The following is a 26,473-nucleotide window of genomic DNA, read 5'->3' on the forward strand; positions in this document are numbered from 1 at the left end:
AGCCCCCCTCAAGATGAGATTTCCCAATTAGTAAGACCCCTTGAAGACGACGAGGTAGATAGGTTGGAGGTGGAAGTGCAGCAATGCATGGAGCTGACCAATACTAATCGGTCGAGGGCTTATCCAAGAATAAACGCAAGTTTCGTTTCGGTTCCAGTTTTCAGGCGATCAAGCCTGAATGAATTTGAAAGACCCATCTTTAACGGTTCTGCAATAGAAGCGTGAGGATTTGTTTGGAGAGATACCCAAGTGGCTATAAGGGGACCCTCTGCTAAGGGGTTAGACTGCGTAAGCGGTGCGAGGGTTCGAATCCCTCTCTCTCCGCCATTTCAAATTCATCATTATAGTATGGCGGTGTAGCTCAGCTGGCTAGAGCGTACGGTTCATACCCGTGAGGTCGGGGGTTCGATCCCCTCCGCCGCTACCATACATACGGAGGCTTAGCTCAGCTGGGAGAGCATCTGCCTTACAAGCAGAGGGTCGGGGGTTCGATCCCCTCAGCCTCCACCATTTGACAATTTAATATTGACATATGACATCTTGCCGGTGTAGCTCAATTGGTAGAGCAACTGACTTGTAATCAGTAGGTTGGGGGTTCAAGTCCTCTCGCCGGCACCATTGTCACAAACGCGGAACCGTGGTGTAGAGGCCTAACATGCCTGCCTGTCACGCAGGAGATCGCGGGTTCGAATCCCGTCGGTTCCGCCATTTTTATGTCAATTTATGGCTCGGTAGCTCAGTCGGTAGAGCAGAGGACTGAAAATCCTCGTGTCGGCGGTTCGATTCCGTCCCGAGCCACTTTCATGGAGGCTTAGCGAAGTGGCCAAACGCAGCAGACTGTAAATCTGTTCTCTGACGAGTTCGGTGGTTCGAATCCATCAGCCTCCACCAGTATTTTTGAGCCATTAGCTCAGTTGGTAGAGCACCTGACTTTTAATCAGGGTGTCGAAGGTTCGAATCCTTCATGGCTCATCCTGTTTAAGAAGTCATCACCTTTCGGTGATGGCTTTTTTTGTTTTTTGCACATTATTTTTGAAAGCTATGGGCAATTGGTAAGTTTAAAAATTAGGGTTGTGTTTAAATATAAGGTTATAACCTTAGATAAAGAGGGAGAAGCCATATGACGTACGATACGATTATCATTGGGGGTGGAATCGCCGGTCTTCAGGCTGCCATTCAGCTGGGCCGTTATTCTGCTCATCAGGTGCTTGTCATTGACGCAGCGCAGGGCCGATCGTCGCTGTGCCGCAGTTACCATAATATATTGGGATGGCCGGACGGGATTTCAGGAGAAGAGCTGCGAGCAAGGGGGAAGCTGCAGGCAGCTAGAGCGGGTGTTGAGTTCGTTTCCGATAAGGTGCTGAGAGCCTCAAAGAGGGCTGGACTTTTTTATCTGGAAGGAAGCGGGGGGACGAAATATACGGCCAAGACGCTGCTGCTGGCGACGGGGATTATGGATCGTTTTCCGGAGTTGCCAGGTCTTCGCGAGACGCTTGGCCGTTCCGTATATGTATGCCCGGATTGCGACGGCTATGAAATACAGGATCGGTCAACGGTGCTTATAGGTTCGGGCATATCCGGGTTGAATATGGCGTTTATTTTACGGCAACGCACTCCGCATCTCACCTACATCAATCATGAGAAAAATGCGTTGTCCCCCAAGCAGCGGGACCATCTTGAGGCGCAAGGAATTATTTATATAGAAGAAGCGATTGCGCGGTTGGAGAGCGGCGAGGACGGGATGATTAGAGGTGTGACGCTGGAAAATGGAAGAACGGTGTCCGCAGAGCGTGGATTTATCGCAATGGGTGGCAATTCAGTGCATTCGGAGCTGGCGGAGCAGTTGGGCGTGGAATTGCACAAGAACCGTCATATCGAGGCTAACCGTCGATCTTTGATGACGAACGTGGAGGGCGTATGGGCAGCGGGGGATGTGGCTGTTCATGCGGAACAGGCGACGGTTGCTATGGGAGATGGAGCGATTGCGGCTATCTGGATTCATAAAACGCTTCAGAAAATGAAGCAAACCGTTCCGCTGCACTTAAGCTGACTACAAGAACATACAAAAGCATGATAAAATAGGCAAAAAGAGCAAAAGTGGTGGAGTATGTTGACAATGGACACTGAGACGTTGCGGCAAAAAATGGAGCAGCTCACCGGAAAAAAAACGGGGATCAAGCAATTCGGGAGGCAGAAATCGGCTTCCCTTTTTGACATGGGATCTGAGGCGGTAGAGCGGTCGGTATTATTTGAAGGAAACGTTTGGATACCCCTTTATGAGAGCGAGGGCCGGATTACCGCCCTGTGGATCGAGACGGAAGGCCTTTCCGAGATGGAGCTGCAGCTGGCGCAGTTTGCCGCCGAGAATTATGCCGCCGCGCTCAGGGCTTCGGGCTTTAAGGAAGAAGGAGAAGCGGAGGCACGGCAGCTTGGCGCATGGCTAAACACACAGCTCGAGCAGAATTATGACGACGGTGAAATTTCTGACGAAGTTGCTTTAAAGAGCCGCCTGTTCATCGATATGGTTCCTTTCCTACTGGTCGGAGAAAATACGCATAGCTCTGATATTGCCTACCGTTCACTGTTAAAGTTAATCCGGAGCTATTTCGATAATACGACGCTGCTCATCCCCTTGCAGGCGAAGGAATGGCTGATATTGGCCCGTAAAGATCTGCTCACAGGCACGGAGGAGAAGGAAGAGCAAGAGGAGAGCGACGATGAGGAGCTTTTGGCACAGGCCTGTATGGGCCTTCACGAATTGATTGCCTCCGAGTGGGTCGGTGTATTTCATGTGAGCGTTTCCTCCTCGATTATTCCTCTCAAAGGCTTAGCGGGAGTGAGCACGCTGCTGAGGGAAACGATCAGCCTCGGGCGTATTTTTCAGGTGGGAGAATATATTCATTTGCCTTGGGCCCTTCGATTGGAAAGGCTGGTCAACAGCATTCCCGACGGGCGGCGGCGGCAGCTGCTTGGACAGTTTGGCGACTATACGTCCGTGCTGGCCGACAAGGAGATGCTGATAACGCTGGAAACTTTTTTTCAAATGGATTGCAATGTTAGCGAAACGGCGAAGAAATTATACATTCACCGCAATACTCTGCTCTATCGTCTGGATAAGATCAAACAGGAGACGGGCGCGGACGTACGGAGCTTCGGCGACGCGGCGATTGTAAAACTTACCATGCTATTGTATAAAGTAACGAAAAGGAAATAGGATTTTTGTGAACGTTACAAATAGCCAGCCCGGTTGCTCTGGGTTAAGATAAGTACAGGAATTATTTCCGAACTCTATCACTTATCCGAGGGGGAAATTCAAATGGCAGGCGTACGTTTAGAGCATGTATTCAAAAAATATCCAGGTTCCGATAAAGCAACGGTAATTGACGTCAATCTTGACATTAAAGATAAGGAGTTCCTCGTACTGGTCGGACCTTCCGGCTGCGGTAAATCCACTACTTTGCGGATGATCGCAGGGCTGGAGGAAATCTCCGAAGGCAAGCTGTTTATCGGCGAACGCGTTGTCAACGACGTAGCTCCTAAAGACCGCGACATCGCGATGGTGTTCCAATCCTACGCCTTGTATCCTCATATGAGCGTGTACCAAAACATGGCGTTTGGTCTGAAGCTACGCAAGGTGAAAAAAGACGAGATCGACAGAAAAGTGCGCGAAGCCGCAAAAATTCTTGATATCGAGCACCTGCTGGAACGCAAACCGAAGGCGCTTTCCGGCGGTCAACGTCAACGTGTCGCTCTGGGCCGTGCGATCGTCCGCGATCCTCAAGTGTTCCTGATGGACGAACCGCTTTCTAACCTCGACGCTAAGCTGCGTGGACAAATGCGCGCCGAGATCACGAAGCTGGTTAAACGTCTTGAGACCACTTGCATTTACGTAACACATGACCAAACGGAAGCCATGACGATGGGAGACCGCATCGTTGTTATGCAGGATGGCATTATCCAACAGGCCGCTTCTCCTGAAGAACTGTACAACCATCCGCAGAACCTGTTCGTGGCCGGATTTATCGGTTCCCCGACGATGAACTTTGTTTCGGGTACCTTGTCCGAAGTTAACGGTTCCGTACGTTTCCGCGCAGACAACCTGGATGTCGAAGTTCCTGGCGGCAAAGCTCAGCTGCTCCGCAGCAAAGGCTACATCGGCAAGGAAGTCATCATGGGCGTTCGTCCGGAAGACATCCACGAAGAGCCGGTATTCCTGGAAGCTTCGCCGAATACGGTCTTTACCGCACTGGTAGAAGTAACCGAGAACCTGGGTCATGAAATGCTGTTGTACCTGAGCGGCATTGGCAAAGACTCCATCATCGCCCGCGTCGACGGACGTTCGACTACCCGCGAAGGCAACAAGCCGAAACTCGCTATTGATATGAACAAAGTGCATTTGTTTGACAAACAATCGGAGCTGAACATTTTCCTGGGATAAGCGCCAGGTTCAGACTCTTTTGGGAAGCCGCCCTCCGGGGCGGCTTTTTATATTAATGAAGAGATTCGGCAAGCGTCTTTCTTAAGGAGAATTTATATGCTGCCATCTCCGTCTCCTCTCCAAATCTTCAATAAAGCACAGGTCATCCCTATACCGATTATTTTGTCAAAAAGACTCTGTCTGCATAACCGTCCAACCCGGTATAATGATTGCATTCGCATCCGTTATCCTTTAAGATAGCAGGAGAATTACCTGCCGGAAGGAAGGATTATACAGCCGCTGCCGGTCAAGGGAAGCAGGGCAAGCTGGGAAAGAACCGCAGGCGACGAAAGGAAGAAACAGATATGGCCAAGAAGGTAAAAGTATCGGAATTGGTACAGCATTTTCAACTGGAAGTCATTTCCGGACAAGAAGGCCTGAAAAGGCTGATTACGGTCGACGACCTGAACCGCCCCGGTCTCGAAATGGCCGGATATTTCGAATATTATCCTGAAGACCGGGTTCAACTGATGGGCAAGACGGAGTTGGCCTTCTTCTCAATGCTTCCTGCCGAGGAACGGATCAGCCGGATTCGCGGCATTTGTGACGATCAGACCCCCTGTATCGTTATTACACGCGGACTGGATGTGCCGCAGGAACTGCTTGATGTCAGCAATGAGAAAGGGCTGCCCGTATTGCGCAGCTCGATGGCGACAACGATTTTTTCCAGCCGCTTGACCAGCTTTCTGGAGGGCAGACTGGCTCCGACCGCGACCATTCACGGTGTGCTCTGCGACGTATATGGCGTCGGCATGCTGATTACCGGCAGCAGCGGCATCGGCAAGAGCGAGACGGCGCTGGAGCTGGTCAAACGCGGACATCGGCTGATTGCCGACGATGCCGTTGAAATCCGGCAAACTTCGGACAACCAGCTGCACGGGACCGCGCCGGAGCTGATTCGGCATCTGCTGGAAATCCGCGGCGTTGGCATTATCAACGTTATGACGTTGTTCGGCGCTGGAGCAATACGCAACCATAAGCGGATTACCTTGGTCGTCAAGCTGGAGGCCTGGCAGCAGGACAAGCAATATGACAGGCTCGGACTGGACGAGGAGACGACGCGCATAATCGACACCGATGTGCCGCTGGTGACCATTCCGGTGCGTCCGGGACGGAACCTTGCCGTTATTATCGAAGTGGCGGCGATGAATTACCGCTTGAAGCAAATGGGCTTCAATGCCGCACTGCAATTCACCCACAAGCTTACTGCAACCATATCGGAAGATATGGACGACCTGGACTAGGAGGGCGAGTGAATGTTTCCACTGGCGCTAGATCCGATTGCCTTTTCAATCGGCGCTTTAAAGGTGCATTGGTATGGCCTGATTCTGGGACTTGGTGCTTTGACCGGCCTGTTCCTTGTGATCCGGGAGGGAAGAAGATTCGGCATACCGCAGGAATTTTTTATGGATATGCTGCTTCTGGGTGTCCCTTCGGCGATTATCGGTGCGCGTATTTATTACGTAGCTTTCACTTGGGATGAATATAAGAACAACTTTGTGGATGTATTTAAAATATGGAACGGTGGAATCGCCATCTACGGCGCGCTCATTGGGGCTATTATTTGCGCTATTATTTACTTCCGTTATAAAGGTTATCCTTTTTGGCGGATCGCTGATATTTGCGCCCCCGGGCTGCTGGCTGGACAAATGATTGGCCGATGGGGGAACTTTGTGAACCAGGAAGCCTATGGCGGTCCGGTTCATGAGACTTTTTTGCGGAACAGTCTGCATTTGCCGGACTTTATTGTGAATCAAATGTACATAGAAAAAGATCTGGCGTACCATCATCCGACCTTTTTGTATGAATCGCTGTGGAGCCTGGTCGGCATAGTGCTGCTCATGGTGCTGCGCAGACAGCGGTTTATGCGTGCGGGAGAATTGTTTCTGTCGTATTTCATCTGGTATTCGATCGGACGGTTCTTTATTGAAGGGCTGCGGACCGACAGCCTCGCTTTTAAAGGCAGCGATGCTCTGGCCTCGTTGATTAATGGCCTGTGGAGCCCGATGACGGGCCTGGGCTTCGAACAGGGATATCTCGACCCGAACTACGGAAATATCCGGACCTCTCAACTGCTGGCCCTGCTTATTATTATCGCGGCCATCTTGCTTATCGTTATTCGCCGAACGACGGGAGCGGCCAAGGCTCATTACTCGGACCCGATTGTGTCCACCAAGCCACAAGCCGCCGATCCTGTACTGATGGAACAGGAGGGGAAACCGGAGCAGAACGCTTCAACCCCTCCGTCCGTCCCAAACCATCCGCCTTTGGAAGAGGAAAAAAAGGAGCAGTAATCTATGATTGAAGGTATTTTATTTGATTTGGACGGCACGATCGTCAATACGAATGAGCTGATTATCAGTTCGTTTATGCACGCACTGGAATTTCATGCACAGCCTGCGATTACCCGGGAGCAGATGATTCCCCATATGGGAACCAGTCTTACGGACCAATTAAGAGCTTTCACCAATCTCCAGGATGTCGCCCCTCTGGAGGCTTCCTACCGCCTTTTTCAAACTGAGCATCATGACGAGCTGATCCGGTCTTTTCCAAAAGTGAACGAAACGCTGGAAGGACTGCGAAGCCGGGGCATCAAGCTCGGGGTCGTTACGACCAAAATCCGCCCCACGACGATCCGGGCGCTGGAGATGTTCGATTTGCTGCAATACATGGATACGGTTGTGACCCTCGACGACGTTACGAATCTGAAGCCACATCCGGAACCGGTGTTGACGGGGGTTAACAATCTGGGCTTAAGCCCGGAGAAAGTGCTGATGGTAGGTGACAGCGGAGTCGATATCCAGTCGGCAAAAGCTGCCGGCGTACGGGCCGCCGGGGTGGCGTGGTCGCTGAAGGGCGAGGATACGCTCCGCAAGTATGAGCCTGATTATATTCTCCGGGACATGACCGACCTATACGAAATTGTAGGTGAGGGAACGGCCGGGCTGTGAGCAGGAAGGTAACACGTTATCCGGTTGAAGGAAATAACTCGCTTTGGCACATTTACCGTACGGTTAGTCCTTGGAAAGGCGTAAAAAATTTTATTTTCATCCAGATTGCCCGCTATTGTCCCATTCTTCCGGTCAAAAACTGGATATATCGCCGAGTGCTCGGCATGAAAGTGGGGAAACATACAGCTTTCGGGCTGATGGCGATGGTGGATGTGTTCTTTCCGGAGCTAATCACGGTTGGTGAAAATTCGATCATCGGGTATAATACGACCATCTTGGCGCATGAATATCTGATCCGGGAGTACCGTCTGGGCGAGGTTGTGATCGGGGAGAACGTGCTCATCGGCGCCAATACGACAATTCTTCCCGGCGTAACGATCGGTGACGGGGCCATTGTGGCTGCAGGCTCGGTTGTGCATAGGGATGTGCCAGCGGGAGCTTTTGTCGGCGGAAATCCGCTGCAGGACTTAAAGGGAAACCGATAAAGTTTGTCTCTTGAGGGCCTGTGGCGACCTCTGAAGGCAGCAAAAGTACATTTCAGGGATGAACGCTGCAACAATATCGTGGCTTCTCCAGTTGGACTTTTCAGCGGCAATCGCGATTACTACAGGAGGTGAACATGGGACAAAAAGAACGTATCCCGCAGTTGGATATTTTTCGGGCAATCTCCATCTTTGCCGTGATTGGGATCCACGCGACTTCGCGGACACTCGCGGAAACGCTGAATACGCCGTTATTTTACCCGTTTTTGTTCATCAATAAATTCAGCCAGTTTGCGGTGCCTTCTTTTGTATTTTTAAGCGGTTTTGTGCTGTTCTACAACTATATCGACCGGCCGCTAACCGGCAAGACGCTGGGCAAATTCTACAGCCGAAGGCTGATCTATATTCTCGTGCCTTATATCGTATTCTCAGTGCTTTATTTTGTACTCAAGCTCTATGCAGGCAATCAGTGGAGCATGCCTCCACAGGAGATGGCAGCCAAGATGGCCAAATATGTGCTGACCGGAACGGCTTATACGCACTTGTACTACGTTATTATCATTATCCAGTTCTATGTGCTGTTTCCGCTGCTGCTGTGGTGTCTGCAAAAAAGCCGCCGTCTGGCCGCCTGGGCGCCGTTCATCGGTCTTGCGCTTCAGTGGGGGTTCGTGGTGCTCAATAAGTATATGGTCAACCACGGCTATTGGCAGGTGCCGAAGGGCAGTCTTGCGATTACGTACTTCTCCTATTTTTTGCTGGGCGCGGCCATAGCGGTGTTTTATTCGTCCCTTAAGCCTTGGCTGATTCCTGGGGATGATAAGAGACCGGCGGGGCGCTGGCTGCTGTGGGCGGTGCTGTGGGTGGTCTGGATTGTTGCAGGAACCGTTCATGTAGAGCTGTGGAACCGCAATTATACGCAAAAAACGGTCATCAACAGCTTTTGGTTCGAAGGGGCTGCGAATGCTCACGCGCTGCTGTCCTGTCTGGTGCTGTTTCAGCTTTCCTTCTTGTTGTACGGCGCGGGCCAGCGGCTGTGGTCCAGACTGTTAATTTCGGCCGGGGCCTGTTCGTTCGGCATTTATCTGGTTCATCCGGCCGTGCTCTTTTTCTACCGGAAGATTGATTTTCACGGCGGCTATCTTGCCTATGCGTTGGCCATTGCCGGCGGCTGGCTTGCCGCGCTCCTTCTTTCCTGGATCATTGTGGCGCTTGCTTTCCGGTACATCCAGCCAGCGTGGATTCTGTTCGGCTCGGTGCCGCGGGGTTCGGTAAGGCAGCCGCAGAAGATTCGGCAGGAGTATCATGAGAGCGGATTTAGATAGGATAAACGAAGAAAAAAGGGTGTTCCTGATCATGTTGAATGACGGAAACACCCTTTTTAATTGGAATTTATTAAGTATAATGACTATTCCCCGGCCTGCTCGCGCTGGAATTTGGATATTGCCTCATATTGGCTCTCCAAGCTGCGGAACAGCGAGATAAAGATAGGCAGCAGCTGCTTATATACGTTTGCGTTGGCCTTGATAGGCATATGGCGATGCGTAGTGCCGATCATGCCAAATACGGCGTTCAGGGAATCGATTCGCCCGGTCGCGTACAGTCCGAGTACGACTGCTCCCAGGCAGGAGCTCTCGAAGCTCTCCGGCACAACAACCTCCTGGTCGAAAATATCCGCCATCATCTGCCGCCACAGGGCGGAGCGGGCAAAACCGCCGGTTGCCATAATCCGCTGCGGGCGTCCCATCTGCTCCTCCACCGCCAGCATGACGGTGTACAGATTGAAGATGACACCTTCCAGCACGGAGCGGATCATATGCTCTTTGCGGTGGTTCATGGTAAGTCCGAAAAAGGAGCCTCTGGCATCGGAGTTCCAAAGCGGAGCGCGCTCGCCTGTCAGATAAGGATGAAACAGCAGGCCCTCGCTTCCCGCCGGCACATGTTCGGCAATCCGGGTAAGCACATCGTACGGATCGATGCCAAGCCGCTTGGCCGTCTCCACCTCGGATGCGGCAAATTCGTCCCTAACCCAGCGGAAGAGCATTCCGCCGTTATTGACCGGTCCGCCGATGGCCCAATGCTTCTCAGTCAGGGCGTAGCAGAAGATCCGTCCTTTCGGATCAACCACCGGCCGGTCGGCCAGCGTGCGGATTGCTCCGCTCGTACCGATGGTGGCGGCGACGACGCCCGGCTCGATGGCGCCTACGCCGAGATTGGAGAGAACGCCGTCGCTTGCGCCGACGACAAAGGGAGTGTCCGGCAGCAGTCCGATTTCTTTGGCCGCTTCCGGCAGCAGCCCGCGGGCGGCATAAGTTGTCGGCACAAGGCGGGACAGCCGGCTTTCATCAATGCCTGCAATATTCAGCGCTTCCTTGTCCCATTCCAGCCGCTCCAGATTCAGCATGCCGGTGGCGGAGGCGATGGAATGGTCGACAATGTACTCTCCGAACAGCTTCGCAAAGACATATTCTTTGATCGAAATGAATTTGGAAGCTTCTTTGAACAGCGCAGGCTGCTCCTCGCGCAGCCACATCAGCTTCGTAATCGGCGACATGGGGTGGATCGGCGTGCCTGTGCGCAGATAGAGCTCATGTCCGCCGAGCTCATGCTTCAGGCGCAGAGTCTGGCCGGCGCTGCGGTTGTCGGCCCACGTAATACACTTCGTTAAAGGATGGCCGTCCTTGTCAACGGCAATGACGCTGTGCATGGCGGAGCTGAACGAGACGAACAGGACATCCTTTGCCTCTATCCCGCTTTTTTGCATCACCGCCGAAATCGTATAGACGACGGCCCGGAAGATTTGCTCCGGGTCCTGCTCGGCGATGGAAGGCGAGGGGGTAAGAAGCGGATAGCCCTGATCCGCCTTGGTCAAGATGCTTCCATTCTCCGCAAACAGCACGGACTTGGTGCTCGTAGTTCCGATATCGACGCCAATCATATATTGGGTATTCATAACTCAGACCTTCTTTCTGAAAATGCTGCGAAAGGGGCAGGACTGATGTCTCAGCCGCCCCGTCGCATATTATCTACTATTGAATTATACAAAGACACTCAAAATCAAGATGAAGATAAGGCCAATGACAGACAAGAGCGTTTCCATGACCGTCCAGCTCTTCAAGGTCTGGACGACGGACATGCCGAAGAATTCTTTGATCATCCAGAAGCCGGCGTCATTGACATGCGAGAGGATGAGCGAGCCGGCGCCGGTTGCCAGAACGACCAGCTCGATGGGAGCGCCGGAGCTTACGGCAAGAACGGGCGCCACGATGCCGGCCGCCGTCGTCATCGCAACGGTTGCGGAACCGGTAGCAACGCGGATCAACGCGGCGACAAGCCAGCCGAAGAAGATCAGATTGACATGGGTCTGCGTTGCGAGCGAAGCAATGGCTCCGCCGACGCCGCTGTCAATCAGCACCTGCTTGAATGCTCCGCCGCCGCCGATAATCAGAATAATCGAAGCGGTCGGCGCAAGACATTCGCTTGTGAAGCGGGAGATGTCCTCTTTCTTAAAGCCCCGGGCAAAGCCGAGCGAGAAGAAGGAGAATACGGCCGAAATAAGCAGGGCGATAACTTCATGGCCGATAAACTTGGCGAACGGAGTAAATGCGTTTACCGCTTCCGGATCGAGGATGTCGGCAATAGAGCCGATCAGCATCAAAATAACAGGCATCAGAATGGTCAGGAGCGTAATGCCGAAGCCTGGCAGCTCCTTAACGCTAGTGGAAGCAAACTGTTCGGCCAGCTTCTCCGGAGGTTGAACCAGAATGCGTTTACCGATAAATTTACCGAACAACGGTCCGGCGATAATGGCGGTCGGCAGTCCGACAATAATCGAATACAGAATCGTTTTACCCAAATTCGCGCCGTAAGCGTCAATGGCAATCATGGGCGCCGGATGCGGCGGAACAAGCCCGTGTACGGTCGACAGACCAGCCAGCACCGGAATGCCGATTTGCAGCAGCGACATTTTTGTTTTGCGTGCAACCATGAAGACAACCGGGATAAGCAGGATTAAGCCGACTTCGAAAAATACGGGAATCCCAACGACAAAACCGACGAGCATCATGGCCCAGTGAACCCGTTTTTCCCCAAACCGGTCTACAAGAGTAGTGGCGATGCGCTCGGCGCCGCCGGATTCGGCCATCATTTTCCCCAGCATGGTGCCAAGGCCGATAACGATGGCAATCGTACCCAGAGTGCCGCCAAGACCACCGGTGACCGATTTGATCAGATCCTGATATTTCATACCGGCCAGAAGACCCAAGGACAGAGCGGAAAGAAGCAGGGTGACGAACGGATTCCATTTATATTTGGCGATCAGAGTAACCAGAAAAGCTATGACAACCAATGTACAGACCAACAGGGTTGCATTGTGGCTGAGACCGAACAAACTGTTCATGATAGTCCTCCTTATAATGAGCAAATCACTAAGAATAAAACGATGAAAAGGCTTTACTATTTTTGTAGCGTTTTCATAATGGTCTGTCTTTTCTTGTTGCATACTTGTCGACAAGAAAAGACGAAGAAATTTTTTACACAATCATGACATTAATTTTGGACTTTATGGGAGCGTATGTCCCAGTGTCAGCATCGAATCGGCAAAATACGTCTGCACGACCTTGCGGATGTTCTCCGCATCATGCGACCTCAGTCCTTCCACAATGCTCCGGTGCTTGTCGGCAATCCAGTTCATGCGCTCTTCGCCTTCGGCAAAGCTCTTTTCGGTAGTTACCAGAATGACGGTCATGACAATCTGGCGGATGCTGTTCCACAGGTGAAGAATCCGGGTGTGGTTGGCCTTAACGACAATCGCCTCGTGAAAGGAAAAATCCTGATAGGCGAATTCCACATAATCGTTATATTTGACGGCCAGCTTCATGCGGTCGATCGTCTGCTCAAGCTGAAGGATCAGCGCATCCTGCGGGGCTCCCGCAAGTCTCGTCTGGGCAAAGCTTTCGATCAAATAACGCACATCGTATAATTCCTTGACGTTCTCCAGGTTTAGGCCGACAACAACCGCTCCCATCCGTTCCAGACGGATCAAGCCCTCCGCGGCCAGTTCCTTTAAGGCTTCCCGAACCGGAGACCGGCTTGTTCCGAATTCCTCGGCAATCCGGTTCTCAGAGAGTACCTCGCCGGACCTCAGCTCTTCATTTATAATTTGCAGCCTGAGTTTGCAGGCAATGGACTCTCCAAGCGAGACTCCCTGCAGCCAGGCGGTAGGATACTGCATTTCACACGACTCCTCTGCGGATGATTTGCTGGATGTGAGCATTCTTTCTTTCGATTCTAGCATACATCCGCATTCCGGTTCTATGATGTGAAAAGCAGTATAACTGACAGGCACAGCCGAAGCGCGGACGTTACTCTTCTCTTACGACGGCATGGCCGCCAAATTCATTGCGCAGGGCGGCTACTACCTTGCCGTGGAACGTATTCTCTTCCAGCGAACGGTAGCGCATCAGCAGAGAGAGCGCGATTACCGGCGTGCTGGCTTCAAGGTCAAGCGCCGTCTGCACGGTCCACTTGCCCTCTCCGGAACTCTGCATGACTCCGCGAATGCCGGAAAGCTTAGGGTCCTTGGAAAAAGCGCTTTCGGTAAGCTCCATCAGCCATCCCCGAATGACTGAACCGTTCGACCATACGCGGGCAACATCCTCATAGTTGAAATTGAAGGGGCTTTTCTCCAGCAGCTCAAAGCCTTCGGCAATAGCCTGCATCATCCCATACTCAATACCGTTATGAATCATTTTCAAAAAATGGCCGCTTCCGCTGGGTCCCGCATATAAATACCCTTTATCAACGGCAAGATCGCGGAACAGCGGCTCGACAGTGCCGAATATCTCGGGGTTGCCTCCAATCATAAAGCAGGCGCCTTGCGCCGCGCCTTCGGTTCCGCCTGAAGTGCCGGCATCGAAAAAATGAATCCCGCATGCGCTAAGCTTTTCCGCTCTGGCAATGGAGTCTTTGTAATGGGAGTTGCCTCCTTCAATCACAATGTCTCCTTCGTCCAGCAGCCCGGAAAGAGTATCCACAACGCTGTCCACCGGCGCTCCGGCCGGCACCATGACCCAAACGATCCTTGGGCGGGCAAGCTGCGCCGTAAGCTCCGCTATGCCGGAGGCCGCTACGGCTCCAAGCTTCTCAAGCTGGCGTCCGGGTTCCGGGTTGAGATCGCTTACAATAACTTCATGCCCGTGGTTCAATAAATTCAACGTCAGGTTGTAGCCCATCTTGCCAAGTCCGATCAGACCCAATTTCATTTATAATCACCTCTTTAACCGTTTTCATTGATACATGTATACCTGTATACAACTTATGTCTGTATCATACGACGACGACAGATGTTTGTAAAGAGAAATTTGTAAGCGATTGCTGATACCGCTTTATAGCCGATTTTTTTATGGGAACTGAACTCTATTATTAAAATAGGTATGCTGATCGAAAAAAAGATATAATGGATGCATTGAAAAAGAGCTTGATCGTATAATTGAGTGAATTTTCAGGCTTGAATTGACGAAAAATAACATGTCATGGTACGATATCAAAAATGCTTTACTTTGCTACCACTTTACCACAGTAAAGAACAGGGATGTCCTTTAACAGATTTAGCTGACTGATTTTTCAATAACCGATGAGGTGAATTTCAATATGTCCAAACCGAAGGGTTTCGAGAAGCCCACAGGCTTTCGGGATTACCTCCCGCATGCCGTGAGCAAGCTGCGCAAGATCGAGAATGATGTGCTGAACTGCATGAACCAGTGGGGCTACTGCCAGATTATGACGCCGACTCTGGAATACTACGATACGGTTGGGGTTGCCAGTTCAACCTCGGACCAGAAGCTGTATAAACTGCTGAACAACCGCGGCCAGGCGCTGGTGCTGCGTTCGGAGATGACGGCCCCGGTGGCCCGCGTTGTGTCCTCGCTGCTCAAGGACGAGCCGCTGCCGCTTCGTTTGTCTTATCATGCCAATGTATTCCGGGCGATTGAGGAAGAGGCCGGACGCGAGGCCGAATTTTATCAGACCGGCGTCGAACTGGTGGGCGATGATTCCCCTGAAGCAGACGCGGAGGTCGTGGCTCTGGCCATCGAATCGCTGAAGGCCGCGGGAGTGCAGACTTTCAAGATCGCCATGGGCCATGTCGGCTTCCTAAACGGTTTGTTCCAGGAAGTGGCACCGGGACTGCCGGAGGTGCAGGAGGATCTCAAAAGCCATCTGCTGGACCGCGATTATGTTGCTTTCCGTGACGCGCTCGGCCGGCTGAACTTGACAGAATCGCAAAAGGAAGAGATGGATGCACTGCTTCGGCTGCGCGGCGGCAAGGAAATCTGCGGCCAGGCGCTGGGGCTCAGCCGGCATCCGCTCGCCCGTGCTTCTATTGAGCATCTGTGCAAGGTGTGGGAGGTGCTTGAGGCGTATGGAGTGTCCCGGCATGTGCTGATCGATCTGACCATGGTCGGGGATTTCACCTATTATACGGGCATGACGTTCGAAGGCTATGCCGCCGAACTCGGATTTCCGGTCTGCAGCGGCGGACGTTACGACAATCTGCTGCAGCAGTTCGGCCGGTCCGTTCCTTCGACGGGTTTCTCGCTTAAGACGAACCGCATTCTGGATGGTGTCCGGGGAGCGGAGAATGGGTATGAGCTGCCGACTCTCGTCCAGTACGATGCGCAGCAGCGCAGAGAAGGATTGCAGGAGTCGGCGCGGCTGCGCTCCGAAGGGCATGTTGTGATAACGAAGCTGGTGTCGAATCCCGGAGAACTGACAACGGCCGATTCCGCTATCGAGGCGGGCGGCAAGCGTTACAGGGATATTTATACGTTCGTTTCATTTGTTAAGGAGCGCAGCTAAAGACAATTTGTCCAAAGGTGCAACGGATATTATAAAGAATATTAATTATAGGAACAGAAAGGCGGACATAAGCTAATGGCGCAGATACTGAAGGTGGCTATGCCGAAGGGCCGCATTTATAACAAGGCGGCGGAGCTGTTCCGTTCCGCGGGACTGCCGATTCCTCCCGAGGGCGAGGCTTCGCGCAAGCTGGTCATTCCGCTTCCTGAGGCGGGAATGGAGTTTATTTTGGCCAAGCCGGTGGACGTGCCCACCTATGTGGAATATGGAGCGGCGGATATCGGAATCGTAGGCAAGGATGTGCTGCTCGAGGAGAACCGGGATGTGTACGAGCTGCTGGACCTCGGCATCGCCCGCTGCCGGATGTCGATCATCGGCCTGCCGAACTGGGAGCCGGGTATTCATCAGCGCGTGGCGACCAAATATCCGAATGTCGCTTCCCGGTATTTCCGGGAGCAGGGCCAGCAGGTGGAGGTCATCAAGCTGAACGGCTCCATCGAGCTGGCGCCGCTGATCGGACTTGCCGAAAGAATCGTCGATATGGTGGAGACGGGACAGACGCTGCGCGAGAATGGACTCGTTGAAATGCAGAGCATTTTCGGGATTACGAGCCGGCTTGTGGCCAATCGGGTCAGTTACCGGATGAAAAATGCGGAAATCCAGCATTTGTGCGACCGGCTTCAGGCCGTTATCGCCCAGCCGACCCAGTAATTGCGTAATGCGTATGCTGCCCCGGCGCATGTTATTCATGGACGCTAGAAGCATCTCGGCAGCCGGACGCAGAGATTACGAACCGGACAAGAAGCTGTGAGGGACTTCCGCCTCGTTACATTTTTCATGAAACGTAAGAAAGCCGGAGGCGCATAGCGGATGGCCCAGGGGCGATCCGGTGATATATAAGGAGGAAGAGCAGTGAAGGTGCAATCCAGCAGGGATTTCAAGCTGCAGCGGGACGTCGATTACGGTACCCCTGAGCAGAACAAGGCCGTTAAGCAAATTGTGGCCGATATCAAACAGGAGGGCGATGCCGCCCTCTTCCGATATACGGAAAAATTCGACGGAGCCCGGCTGGACCGTGACAATGTCCGGGTTACCCAGGAAGAGCTGCAGGCTGCTTACAAGCATGTTGAAGAATCGTTTGTGGCGGCGATTCGGGCCGCAGCGGAGAACATCCGCGCATTCCATGCCAGACAAAAGCGGAACTCCTGGATGGACCTGCAGCCCGACGGCACGATTCTCGGCCAGATCATCCGGCCGCTCCAGCGCGTGGGCGTGTATGTTCCCGGGGGCAAGGCATCCTATCCTTCTTCCGTGCTGATGAACGTGATCCCCGCCCAGATCGCCGGCGTGCCGGAGATCGTTATGGTGACGCCGCCGGCAACAGGCGGGAGGGAAGGGATCGACCCTTATATTCTGGTCGCCGCCGCGGAGGCCGGCGTGAATGAAATATACCGTGTCGGAGGCGCCCAGGCGGTAGCCGCGCTGGCGTTCGGCACGGAGTCGATCGAACCGGTCGATAAAATTTGCGGACCGGGCAATATTTACGTCGCGCTGGCCAAGCGCGAGGTGTACGGCGCCGTCGATATCGACAGCATCGCCGGTCCGAGCGAGATCGTCGTGCTGGCGGACGACACCGCCGAACCGGCCTATGTCGCCGCCGATCTCTTGTCTCAGGCGGAGCATGACGAGATGGCTTCGGCCATCCTTGTGACGCCTTCGCAAGCCCTGGCCGAGGCTGTCGCCGCCGAGGTGGAGCGGCAGCTTCGGGAGCTGCCGCGTGAAGCAATCGCCCGGGCTTCTGTGGAAAATTACGGCGCCATTATCGTAGTTGAGACGCTGGAAGAAGGGATTTCCGTCGTTAACCGGCTGGCGCCGGAGCATCTGGAAATCGTAGCGCAGGACCCGATGGCGCTGACCGGAGCGATCCGGAACGCCGGAGCGATTTTCCTCGGGCCATACAGCTCGGAGCCGGTGGGCGACTATTTTGCCGGGCCGAATCACATTATTCCGACGAACGGAACGGCTCGGTTCTCATCGCCGGTGGACGTTGACGATTTTATTAAAAAATCCAGTCTGATCTATTACAGCAAGGAGGCGCTGCTGCGCGACGGAAGAACCATCATCGAGCTGGCGCGTCGCGAAGGGCTGGAGGCCCATGCCAGAGCCGTGGAAATCAGGCTGGATAATGAAGCGAAGGGTGGAGAAGAGCGTGGAGAATAACGGGCAGCTAATCAGGCAGGCGGGTCTTTCCCGCAAAACGAATGAGACGGACATCAAGCTGGCGCTGACAGTGGACGGAAGCGGTCAGTCGGAGCTGGAGACCGATGTGCCTTTTCTGAACCATATGCTCGATTTGTTCACAAAGCACGGCCAATTCGATCTGTCTGTCCAGGCGCGCGGCGATATCGAGATTGACGATCATCATACGGCAGAGGATATCGGCATTTGCCTCGGACAGGCTCTGCGCGAAGCGCTCGGCGACAAGAAGGGCATCAAGCGATACGCAAGTGTATTTGTGCCGATGGACGAGGCGCTCGCGCAGGTCATCATCGATATCAGCAACCGACCGCATTTCGAGTACCGGGCAGAGTATCCTTCGCAGCAGGTGGGCAGTTTCTCCACGGAGATGGTCCATGAATTTCTGTGGAAATTCGCGCTGGAAGCGCGGATAACGCTGCATGTCATCGTACATTACGGTTTCAATACGCATCATATGATCGAAGCGGTATTCAAGGCGCTCGGGCGCGCGCTGGACGAGGCGACGGCGATCGATCCCCGGGTGAAAGGCGTTCCATCCACGAAAGGAGTGCTGTAGCTCATGACCGTAGCTATCGTCGATTACGGGATCGGCAACCTGCACAGCGTCAGCAAGGCAATCGAGCGTCTCGGCCACGAGCCGCTCGTGACCGGTAACCCGGGCGAAATTCTGGCCGCGGACCGCGTCATTCTGCCCGGCGTCGGCGCATTCGGCGACGCGATGGATCATCTGCGGGAAAGTGGACTGGACGCGGTCGTCAAAGAGGTCGCAGCGACGGGCAGGCAGCCGCTGCTCGGCATCTGCCTGGGCATGCAGCTCCTGTTTACCCAAAGCGAGGAGTACGGCGTCCATGAGGGACTTGATCTTTTGCCGGGAACGGTGGTGCGCTTTGAGGCCAGAGAGGGTTTCAAGGTGCCGCATATGGGCTGGAACAAGCTGCAGTACCTTCAGCCGGAGAACCCGCTGCTTAAGGGACTAGAAGAGGGTCATGTCTACTTCGTCCATTCCTACCATGCGCACGTCGAGCAGAAAAGCGATCTGCTGGCCGTAACGGATTACGGTCACCCGGTTACAGCTATCGTCGGGCGGGGCAGCGTATTCGGCATGCAGTTTCACCCTGAGAAGAGCGGGGAGCTGGGGAGGAAGCTGCTTGAGCAGTTTTTGAAGCTGGAAATTTAACGGGGCAATGCCTCATAAAAGCATGCGGCTTTAGGCGTCTTCGGCATCCTGGGCAGAAGGTCCAGAGAGCTTGGACGTGAGGCCGCGTCAAAGTGAAATGATTTTAGCAAGGAGAAAGCGGGGAACGGCGAAATGTCTTCTTTTATCGTGTATCCGGCGATTGATATCCGGAACGGAAAATGCGTCCGGCTGCTGCAGGGCGATTATAATCAGGAAACGGTCTACGGCGATAGCCCGCTGGATATGGCCAAATCATGGGAGGCGCAGGGCGGAGAATTCATCCATCTGGTCGACCTCGACGGCGCAAAGGCCGGGCATCCGGTCAATATCGACATTATCGGATCGATCGCCGCGGGCGTGAACGTGCCGGTTCAAGTCGGCGGAGGGCTGCGCACCTTGGAAGATGTGGAGAAGCTGTTGTCGCTCGGCGTCAGCCGGGTCATCATCGGCACCGCCGCCATCAATGACCGGGAATTTACCGAAGCCGTGCTGGCGAAATACGGCGCTAAGGTTGCGATCGGCATCGATGCGCGGAACGGCTATGTCGCCACCCATGGCTGGCTTAACACATCCGAGGTGCTGGCTACGGATTTAGCAAAGGAACTCGCGTCCAAGGGCGCGGAAACCTTTATCTACACGGATATCTCCCGCGACGGGATGATGCAGGGCCCGAACGTGGAGGGCATTCTTGCTATGGCGCAAGCCAGCGGCAAAAGCGTGATTGCCTCCGGCGGGGTCACCGTCCAGGATGATCTGCTTAGCCTCAGCGCGCATAAGAACAGCGGTATCGGTGGCGCCATCGTCGGGAAGGCGCTGTATACCGGCAACATCAAGCTTGCCGAGGCTTTGGCGGCGCTGAAGTAGCCTGGCCCGAAGGGCCAGACCCGCGGCACGCGAAGGTCTTAGGTTTAAAGGTTGTTAAGCAGGCGGGGCGAGCCCGCCGTCCCGCAGGGGCCAAAGCCGCGGCACGCGAAGGTTCTTAGGTTTAAAGGTTGTTAAGCAGGCGGGGCGAGCCCGCCGTCCCGTAGGGGCCAAGACCGCGGCACGCGAAGGTCTTAGGCTTTTAAAGGTGTTGCTTTGCCGCAGGTGCGCCGCATTCCAAGCGGTCCCGCAGGGATAAGCGGTCGCACCACAAAAATGAACTAAGGAGCGCCTTCGCCCCTGACCCCGCCAAACTTCCGGGTGTCCAGAGGGCGGGCCCTCGGGGTCCCCCTTGACTAAGGGGGATTTAGGGGGATCGAAAACGCTTTTAAGGAGGACAAACCATGCTGGCCAAACGCATCATACCCTGTCTGGACGTTAAAGACGGGCGGGTGGTAAAAGGCGTTAATTTTGTAAACCTGCGCGATGCCGGCGATCCGGTGGAGCTGGCGGCGATTTACGACCGGGAAGGCGCTGATGAGCTGGTATTCCTGGATATCTCCGCATCGGTGGAAGGTCGGGCGACTATGGTCGAGGTCGTGCGCCGGACGGCGGGCGAAATTTCCATTCCGTTCACCGTGGGAGGAGGAATATCGGCTCCCGAGCATATGAAGACGATATTACGCGCCGGAGCCGACAAAATCGGCATCAACACCGCGGCCGTCAACAATCCGCAGCTGATTCTCGAAGGCGCGCGGCGGTTCGGTTCCCAGTGTATTGTAGTGGCCGTAGATGCCAAATATAATGAAACTTGGGGCGAGTGGGAAGTGTACACCCACGGCGGACGCAAGCCTTCCGGAATCAAAGCGCTGGAATGGGTGAAACAGGCCGAGAAGCTGGGAGCCGGAGAGATTCTGCTTACCAGCATGGATGCCGATGGCACCAAGGATGGCTTTGACCTTCGCCTGACATCGGCCGTCAGCGACTTGGTGGATATCCCGGTGATCGCTTCGGGCGGAGCGGGTAAAATTGAACATTTTTACGATGTGTTCACTGCGGGCAAAGCGGATGCGGGACTTGCAGCGACCATTTTTCACTATAAGGAAATTGCGATCGGCGATTTGAAGGCCGACTTAAAACAAAAGGGTGTGGAAATCCGATGAGCGGACAGCAAAACAATACAACGCCTGGACAACAGGATATTTTGGAAGGAATACGCTGGAACGATGCCGGGCTTCTGCCTGCCATTGTGCAAGACGATAAAACCTTGGAAGTGCTCATGTTCGCATATATGAACCCGGAATCGCTGAAGCTTTCGCTGGAGAGCGGACAGACCTGGTTCTGGAGCCGTTCGCGGGGAGAGCTGTGGCATAAAGGCGGCACTTCGGGCAATACGCAGGCGATAACCTCGATTCATTACGACTGCGACAGCGATACGCTGCTCGTCAAGGTTAAGCCGGAAGGACCAGCCTGTCATACGGGCAAGGTTTCATGCTTCTACCGCGAGCTGCCGCTCGGCAGCAAGTCTGCGGCGGATAAGGCGGAGGCGGGTGAATTACATAGCGCCGAAAGACCGGCCGAAGAGCGTTTCGCTGTGCTGGCCGAGCTGGAGCGAATCATCGGCGAGAGAGAGGCGGAGCGTCCAGAAGGGGCCTATACCACTTATCTGTTCGATAAAGGCGTTGATAAGATTCTGAAAAAAGTCGGCGAAGAAACGGCCGAAACGATCATCGCCGCCAAAAACAAGGATAACGCCGAGCTTCGGCTGGAAGTCAGTGATCTCATTTATCACTTGCTTGTCCTGCTGCAAGAGCGAAAGCTTCCGCTCGACGACATTATGGCCGAGCTTAGCGCGCGCCATGAGCGGCCCCGCCGCGACTAGAAAGGGAGGAGCTTCCTATGCAGATCGATTACCATACCCACCACGAGCGCTGCGGTCATGCTGTAGGCAAGCTCGAAGATTATGTCCGCCGGGGGATCGAGCTTGGCCTTGACCAGCTCGGGCTTTCGGATCATCTGCCGCTGCTTCATGTCGATCCGGATCAGTATTATCCCGAGATGGCGATGCCGCTTGAGGAGCTTCCGCGCTACGTTGAGGAGTGCCTTGACCTGAAGGAGCGCTATCGAGGGACTATCGATATCCGCGTGGGGCTTGAGGCCGATTATATCGAAGGCTATGAAGAGCAAATCCGTGAACTGCTGTCTCCCTACCCATGGGATTACCTGATCGGCTCGGTCCATTTTCTCGGCGAGTGGGATATTACCGATTACCGGCAGGTTCACGGCTGGGAAGGCCAAGATCCCCTTGAGGTATACCGGCGTTACTATCAAGCGATAAGTAAGGCGGCATCTTCGGGATTATACGATATAATAGGGCATATGGATGTTATTAAAAGATTCGGCTACGGGCCGGATACATCAGAAGGCAAGGCGGAAGTGAGAACAATGGAAAGAAGCGCGCTGCAAGTGATTGCGGACGCTGGAATCGCGATGGAACTGAACGCCTCCGGCCTGTTTAAGCCATGCGCGGAGATGTTTCCGGCTCCGCATGTGCTTGCTGGGGCGCTTGAACTGGGCATCCCGCTGACCCTGGGCTCGGACGCCCATGATCCCGCCAAGCTGGGCGAAGGTCTTGCGGATGCGCGCAAGCTGCTCTGGGAGACGGGATTCCGTGAGCTCGCGGTGTTTAAAGAGCGCCGCCGCGAGGCGGTTCCTTTTGTAGGCTGATCATCAATTTGAGGAGGGGCGTTATGCAGCACCATTCATTGCGTATTTTTTCCGGCTCGTCCAATCCGAAGCTGGCCGAAGATATTGCCGGGCGGCTTGGAGTGGAGCTGGGGAGGATCAAGCTGACCCGCTTCAAGAGCGGCGAGATTTATGTGCATTATGAAGAAAGCATCCGGAATTGCGATGTTTTTTTGGTGCAATCACTCTCCCATCCCATCAATGAACTGTTCGTCGAGCTGCTGGTAATGATTGACGCCGCCAAGCGGGCGTCCGCCCGTACGGTTAATATCATCGTTCCATACTACGGCTATGCCCGTCAGGAGCGCAAATCCGCGCCTAGAGAGCCGATCTCCGCCAAAATGGTCGCCGACGTGCTGACAACAGCCGGCGCTACGCGCGTCCTGACCATCGATCTGCATGCCGCGGCGATCCAGGGCTTCTTCAACATTCCGGTGGACCACCTGACCGCGCTTGACCTGATCAGCGGCTATCTGAAGACTAAGAATTTGTCCGATGTGGTGGTCGTATCGCCCGATGCAGGCCGCGCTTCCATGGCCGAGAAGCTGGCGAGCCGGCTCGATTCGCCGTTTGCGATAATGATCAAGAAGCGCCCGGCCCATAACGAATCAGTCATTACCCATGTCATCGGCGATGTGGAGGGACGGACTCCGGTCATCATCGAGGATCTGATCGATACGGGCACCACCATTGTCAACGTTGTCGAAGGACTTAAGGAGAGAGGCGCGAAGAACAGCATCATCTGCGCCACACACGGGCTGTTCTCAGGTCCGGCGATCGTCCGGCTGGAGCATCCGGGAATTGAGGAAGTGGTGGTTACCGATTCAATCGCGCTGCCTCCCGATCACTCCAGCCGGTTCACTGTATTGTCGGTCGCTCCGATGCTGGCAAGGGCCACACGCATTATTACCGAAGGCGGTTCCATCGATAAGCTGCTTGAAGACGCGGGGATTTAACATCTCCCGTCTTTTTTCTTGACTATACAGGAGAACAGCCGGCATAACGACGGTGCGGATGGCTCTCCGTTTTTCCTCTCACTTTTTGTCTGTTTCAGGCGCCCGTTCAACTTGAGACCCCCCCTCGATTTTGTGTTATACTGTGTGGAGACAGCCGGGACGGAATTCGGAATCCGGCAAACGTGAAGTTTGGAGAATCGCTCGGGCATGGGCGCGTCTTCTGTTAACATGTTTAAGAGAGGGTTAGGGAGCTTACAAGGGAGGTGCCTTGCTTCCATGATAGAAAAGACTTCAGAGCCGGACGGCCGGAATGTGATTTCCGTTGCTCTGAACGCCAATTTTTTCTTTGAAAGAGCCGTGCGTTCGCTGGATCGCTTTCAATATGAGAAAGCATTGAAAAATTTCCGCAAAGCGGTTGAATATGAACCGGAAAATCCGGTTAATCATTGCAATATGGCGGGTATACTGTCGGAGATGGGAAATTATGAGGCGTCCAACGCTATTTTGGCCCATGTTCTGGAAAAAGTGGACCCATCGATGACGGAGTGCCATTTTTATATGGCTAACAACTTCGCCAACATGGAAAACTTTGAAGAAGCCGAGCGTTCGTTGGTGGCGTATCTCGAGGAGGATGCTAACGGCGAGTTTCTTGCCGAATCGGATGAACTGCTGGAGCTGCTGCATTACGAGCTCGACCGGCCCGCTCCGCTTCACCGGATTCGCAGCAGGGAAGGGGCGGTCGAGCACGACCGGGCCCGCAGCCTGCTGGAAGAAGGGAAATTTCCGGAGGCGGTGCGCCTGCTGGAAGAGATCATCGAGGGCACGCCCGATTTTTTGGCGGCGCGTAATAATTTGGCTCTGGCCTATTTTTATTTGGGGCGGTTCGGCAAAGCCAAAGAGTGTATCGCGCAGGTGCTGGAGCACGAGCCGGGAAACTTGCACGCGCTCTGCAATATGGCAATTTTTCTGCAGTATGAAGGGGACCGGGAAACGCTGGACGGGCTGCTGCGCATGCTTGAGGTTACTGTTCCGTTCCACCGGGAGCATGTCTTCAAGCTTGCGACAACAATGGGGATTCTGGGACGGCACAGAATCGCGTACGGCCACTTCCGCCGTCTGCTGAAAGACGAGGAGATCGGCGGCGACGCCGGCCTCTATCACTACTGCGCAGCTGCGGCCTGCAATAGCGGACTGCTGCGGGAGGCCGAGCGCTGCTGGCGGCAGGCCGCCAAGCTCGATCCGGAGTCGGCGGTGCCCCGGTTCTTCCTGAACCTGCTGCATCAATCCGCAGCGGAAGGGGCGGCTCTGCCGCCCGTCAGCTATAATTACCAGCTTCCTTTTCAGGAGCAGCTCAAGCAGTGGAAGGCCAATAGAGGCAGCTTTGCCGAGCAGGTTCGGGTCAACCCGCTGCTGCGGTCATCCTTCTTCTGGGCGCTGCGCTACGGAGATGCCAGCCTGAAGCGGCAGGTCACCGAGGCGCTCGGCTGGATCGGCGACGAGGAGATGGTCCAGGCGCTTAAGGAACTGCTGAGCGAGCCGGTCCAGGACGGCAAGCAGGAGGAAGCCGGCCTGCTCCGTCTGCACAAGCTTATCGGCATGGAGCCGGAGAAGGAGCCGCGCCCGGAAGGGAAAGAGCGGCTTCCGCGCGGCTAAAGTCATTAAGATTCGAGGCATAATAGGGATAACCAGCTTGGCATATCAGCCAAACCTATAATAATCCGTTTTGCGAGGAGGTCACTTAAGATGTATAAATCGATTGTAATTGGAACCGGCCCGGCCGGTCTGACCGCCGCCATATATCTGGCGCGCGCGAATTTGAGCCCACTGGTCATTGAAGGCTTGCAGCCGGGCGGACAGTTGACAACGACGACGGAAGTGGAGAACTTCCCCGGATTTCCGGAAGGCATTCTTGGTCCGGATCTTATGGACAATATGCGCAAGCAGGCGGAACGCTTCGGAGCAGAGTTTAAGAACGGCTGGGTGGAATCCGTCGATTTCTCGCAGCGGCCCTTCAAAGTGAACGTTGACGGGCTCGGCCAGCTGGAAGCGGAAACCGTCATTATCTCGACCGGCGCTTCGGCCAGGTATCTTGGCATACCGGGAGAGCAGGAGAATGTAGGACGCGGAGTCAGCACCTGCGCCACCTGCGACGGCTTCTTCTTCCGCGGGAAGAAGATTATTGTTGTCGGCGGCGGCGACTCCGCGATGGAGGAAGCGAGCTTCCTGACACGGTTCGCGAGCAATGTTACCCTGGTGCACCGCCGCGAGGAGCTGCGGGCGTCCAAGATTATGCAGGACCGGGCGAAGGAAAACGCCAAAATTTCGTGGGCGCTGGGCCGCACTCCGGTGGAAGTCGTGAAGAACGAGACCGGAGTGAAGGGACTGCTTGTCCGCAACAATGAGACCGGCGCGGAGGAACTGATTGAAGTCGACGGCGTCTTCGTGGCGATCGGCCATACGCCGAACACCTCTTTTCTCGGCGGCCAGATTACGACCGACGCCAACGGCTATATCGTCGTCCGTCCGGGCACGACCGAGACGAATATCCCCGGCGTGTTCGCCTGCGGCGATGTTCAGGATACCCGGTATCGTCAGGCCATCTCGGCGGCGGGTTCAGGATGTATGGCGGCTATGGACGCCGAGAAGTATCTTGAAGGCGCCATGGTACACGACTGGAGCGAGACGCTGGATAAATAAGAGGCAAATAAACG

General features: G+C 54.4%; 24 protein-coding genes, 8 tRNA genes and 1 rRNA gene. 29 read left to right on the top strand and 4 right to left on the bottom strand.

Annotation, left to right across the window (positions count from 1 at the left end; all coding sequences use genetic code 11):
* The 17 genes from EH198_RS13540 to EH198_RS13620 all read left to right on the top strand — a co-directional run.
* Window positions 1–127: ribosomal RNA gene (locus EH198_RS13540) — 23S ribosomal RNA — on the top strand; the annotation flags it as partial.
* Window positions 128–235: 108 nt separating this feature from the next.
* Window positions 236–327, top strand: a tRNA-Ser gene (locus tag EH198_RS13545).
* Between the two features lie 23 nt (window positions 328–350).
* Window positions 351–427, top strand: a tRNA-Met gene (locus tag EH198_RS13550).
* A gap of 7 nt (window positions 428–434) precedes the next feature.
* Window positions 435–510, top strand: a tRNA-Val gene (locus EH198_RS13555).
* Window positions 511–542: 32 nt separating this feature from the next.
* Window positions 543–618: transfer RNA gene (locus EH198_RS13560), tRNA-Thr, on the top strand.
* Between the two features lie 13 nt (window positions 619–631).
* Window positions 632–708 (top strand) — tRNA-Asp (locus EH198_RS13565).
* Between the two features lie 17 nt (window positions 709–725).
* Window positions 726–798, top strand: a tRNA-Phe gene (locus EH198_RS13570).
* Window positions 799–805: 7 nt separating this feature from the next.
* A tRNA-Tyr gene (locus tag EH198_RS13575) sits at window positions 806–891 on the top strand.
* Between the two features lie 8 nt (window positions 892–899).
* A tRNA-Lys gene (locus EH198_RS13580) sits at window positions 900–972 on the top strand.
* Window positions 973–1,120: 148 nt separating this feature from the next.
* Window positions 1,121–2,050, top strand: coding sequence for an NAD(P)/FAD-dependent oxidoreductase (locus tag EH198_RS13585; protein ID WP_124696074.1), 930 nt, complete (start codon window positions 1,121–1,123; stop codon window positions 2,048–2,050).
* Window positions 2,051–2,116: 66 nt separating this feature from the next.
* Window positions 2,117–3,214: a PucR family transcriptional regulator gene (locus EH198_RS13590; RefSeq protein ID WP_124696075.1), complete on the top strand. Its 1,098-nt coding sequence runs from the start codon at window positions 2,117–2,119 to the stop codon at window positions 3,212–3,214.
* Between the two features lie 102 nt (window positions 3,215–3,316).
* On the top strand, window positions 3,317–4,438 hold the full coding sequence (locus tag EH198_RS13595; RefSeq protein WP_124696076.1) for an ABC transporter ATP-binding protein: 1,122 nt from the start codon (window positions 3,317–3,319) through the stop codon (window positions 4,436–4,438).
* A 344-nt stretch (window positions 4,439–4,782) separates the two neighbouring features.
* Window positions 4,783–5,721 carry an HPr(Ser) kinase/phosphatase gene (gene hprK / locus EH198_RS13600; protein ID WP_124696077.1) on the top strand — a complete coding sequence of 313 codons (939 nt, stop codon included), beginning with the start codon at window positions 4,783–4,785 and terminating at the stop codon, window positions 5,719–5,721.
* A gap of 12 nt (window positions 5,722–5,733) precedes the next feature.
* Window positions 5,734–6,771, top strand: a complete 1,038-nt coding sequence (gene lgt, locus EH198_RS13605; RefSeq protein WP_124696078.1) for a prolipoprotein diacylglyceryl transferase — start codon at window positions 5,734–5,736, stop codon at window positions 6,769–6,771.
* Between the two features lie 3 nt (window positions 6,772–6,774).
* Window positions 6,775–7,428 (top strand): pyrophosphatase PpaX, encoded by a 654-nt coding sequence (ppaX, locus tag EH198_RS13610; RefSeq protein ID WP_124696079.1) that lies wholly within the window; start codon window positions 6,775–6,777, stop codon window positions 7,426–7,428.
* The gene (locus EH198_RS13615) at window positions 7,425–7,913 is read left to right on the top strand and encodes an acyltransferase (protein ID WP_124696080.1); all 489 of its coding nucleotides are present in this window, start codon (window positions 7,425–7,427) and stop codon (window positions 7,911–7,913) included. The genes ppaX and EH198_RS13615 overlap by 4 nt, the downstream gene beginning before the upstream one ends.
* A 134-nt stretch (window positions 7,914–8,047) precedes the next feature.
* Entirely contained in the window at window positions 8,048–9,232 is a 1,185-nt protein-coding gene (locus EH198_RS13620; protein WP_124696081.1) for an acyltransferase, read from the top strand.
* Window positions 9,233–9,315: 83 nt separating this feature from the next.
* On the opposite strand, the gene gntK is transcribed toward EH198_RS13620, so the two are convergent.
* The 4 genes from gntK to gnd form a co-directional block, all read right to left on the bottom strand.
* Window positions 9,316–10,860, bottom strand: coding sequence for a gluconokinase (gene gntK, locus EH198_RS13625; RefSeq protein WP_124696082.1), 1,545 nt, complete (start codon window positions 10,858–10,860; stop codon window positions 9,316–9,318).
* An 84-nt stretch (window positions 10,861–10,944) separates the two neighbouring features.
* Window positions 10,945–12,306 (bottom strand): GntT/GntP/DsdX family permease, encoded by a 1,362-nt coding sequence (locus EH198_RS13630; protein ID WP_124696083.1) that lies wholly within the window; start codon window positions 12,304–12,306, stop codon window positions 10,945–10,947.
* A gap of 162 nt (window positions 12,307–12,468) precedes the next feature.
* The gene (locus tag EH198_RS13635) at window positions 12,469–13,140 is read right to left on the bottom strand and encodes a GntR family transcriptional regulator (RefSeq protein WP_124696084.1); all 672 of its coding nucleotides are present in this window, start codon (window positions 13,138–13,140) and stop codon (window positions 12,469–12,471) included.
* 130 nt (window positions 13,141–13,270) lie between these two features.
* Entirely contained in the window at window positions 13,271–14,170 is a 900-nt protein-coding gene (gene gnd, locus EH198_RS13640) for a phosphogluconate dehydrogenase (NAD(+)-dependent, decarboxylating) (protein WP_124696085.1), read from the bottom strand.
* 388 nt (window positions 14,171–14,558) lie between these two features.
* Here gnd and EH198_RS13645 point away from each other — a divergent pair, with 388 nt between their 5' ends.
* From EH198_RS13645 to trxB, 12 genes are all read left to right on the top strand, one after another.
* A complete protein-coding gene (locus tag EH198_RS13645; RefSeq protein WP_124696086.1) occupies window positions 14,559–15,764 on the top strand; it encodes an ATP phosphoribosyltransferase regulatory subunit in 1,206 nt (401 codons plus the stop codon).
* A gap of 75 nt (window positions 15,765–15,839) precedes the next feature.
* On the top strand, window positions 15,840–16,475 hold the full coding sequence (gene hisG, locus EH198_RS13650) for an ATP phosphoribosyltransferase (RefSeq protein ID WP_124696087.1): 636 nt from the start codon (window positions 15,840–15,842) through the stop codon (window positions 16,473–16,475).
* A 201-nt stretch (window positions 16,476–16,676) separates the two neighbouring features.
* Entirely contained in the window at window positions 16,677–17,984 is a 1,308-nt protein-coding gene (gene hisD, locus EH198_RS13655; protein WP_124696088.1) for a histidinol dehydrogenase, read from the top strand.
* A complete protein-coding gene (hisB, locus tag EH198_RS13660; RefSeq protein WP_124696089.1) occupies window positions 17,950–18,579 on the top strand; it encodes an imidazoleglycerol-phosphate dehydratase HisB in 630 nt (209 codons plus the stop codon). Before hisD ends, hisB begins: the two co-directional genes overlap by 35 nt.
* Window positions 18,580–18,582: 3 nt before the next feature.
* Window positions 18,583–19,200 carry an imidazole glycerol phosphate synthase subunit HisH gene (gene hisH / locus EH198_RS13665; protein ID WP_124696090.1) on the top strand — a complete coding sequence of 206 codons (618 nt, stop codon included), beginning with the start codon at window positions 18,583–18,585 and terminating at the stop codon, window positions 19,198–19,200.
* Between the two features lie 132 nt (window positions 19,201–19,332).
* A complete protein-coding gene (hisA, locus tag EH198_RS13670) occupies window positions 19,333–20,064 on the top strand; it encodes a 1-(5-phosphoribosyl)-5-[(5-phosphoribosylamino)methylideneamino]imidazole-4-carboxamide isomerase (protein WP_124696091.1) in 732 nt (243 codons plus the stop codon).
* A gap of 401 nt (window positions 20,065–20,465) precedes the next feature.
* Window positions 20,466–21,224 carry an imidazole glycerol phosphate synthase subunit HisF gene (gene hisF / locus EH198_RS13675; protein ID WP_124696092.1) on the top strand — a complete coding sequence of 253 codons (759 nt, stop codon included), beginning with the start codon at window positions 20,466–20,468 and terminating at the stop codon, window positions 21,222–21,224.
* Entirely contained in the window at window positions 21,221–21,943 is a 723-nt protein-coding gene (gene hisIE / locus EH198_RS13680; RefSeq protein ID WP_124696093.1) for a bifunctional phosphoribosyl-AMP cyclohydrolase/phosphoribosyl-ATP diphosphatase HisIE, read from the top strand. Before hisF ends, hisIE begins: the two co-directional genes overlap by 4 nt.
* 17 nt (window positions 21,944–21,960) lie before the next feature.
* Window positions 21,961–22,788: a histidinol-phosphatase HisJ gene (gene hisJ, locus EH198_RS13685; protein ID WP_124696094.1), complete on the top strand. Its 828-nt coding sequence runs from the start codon at window positions 21,961–21,963 to the stop codon at window positions 22,786–22,788.
* A 23-nt stretch (window positions 22,789–22,811) separates the two neighbouring features.
* Window positions 22,812–23,762 (top strand): ribose-phosphate diphosphokinase, encoded by a 951-nt coding sequence (locus tag EH198_RS13690; protein ID WP_124696095.1) that lies wholly within the window; start codon window positions 22,812–22,814, stop codon window positions 23,760–23,762.
* Window positions 23,763–24,038: 276 nt separating this feature from the next.
* Window positions 24,039–25,415 (top strand): tetratricopeptide repeat protein, encoded by a 1,377-nt coding sequence (locus EH198_RS13695; RefSeq protein ID WP_342772037.1) that lies wholly within the window; start codon window positions 24,039–24,041, stop codon window positions 25,413–25,415.
* Window positions 25,416–25,505: 90 nt separating this feature from the next.
* Window positions 25,506–26,459 carry a thioredoxin-disulfide reductase gene (gene trxB, locus EH198_RS13700; protein ID WP_124696096.1) on the top strand — a complete coding sequence of 318 codons (954 nt, stop codon included), beginning with the start codon at window positions 25,506–25,508 and terminating at the stop codon, window positions 26,457–26,459.
* Window positions 26,460–26,473: the final 14 nt, after the last annotated feature.

Source organism: Paenibacillus rhizophilus, from assembly GCF_003854965.1.
GTDB classification, from domain to species: Bacteria; Bacillota; Bacilli; order Paenibacillales; family Paenibacillaceae; genus Paenibacillus_AQ; species Paenibacillus_AQ rhizophilus.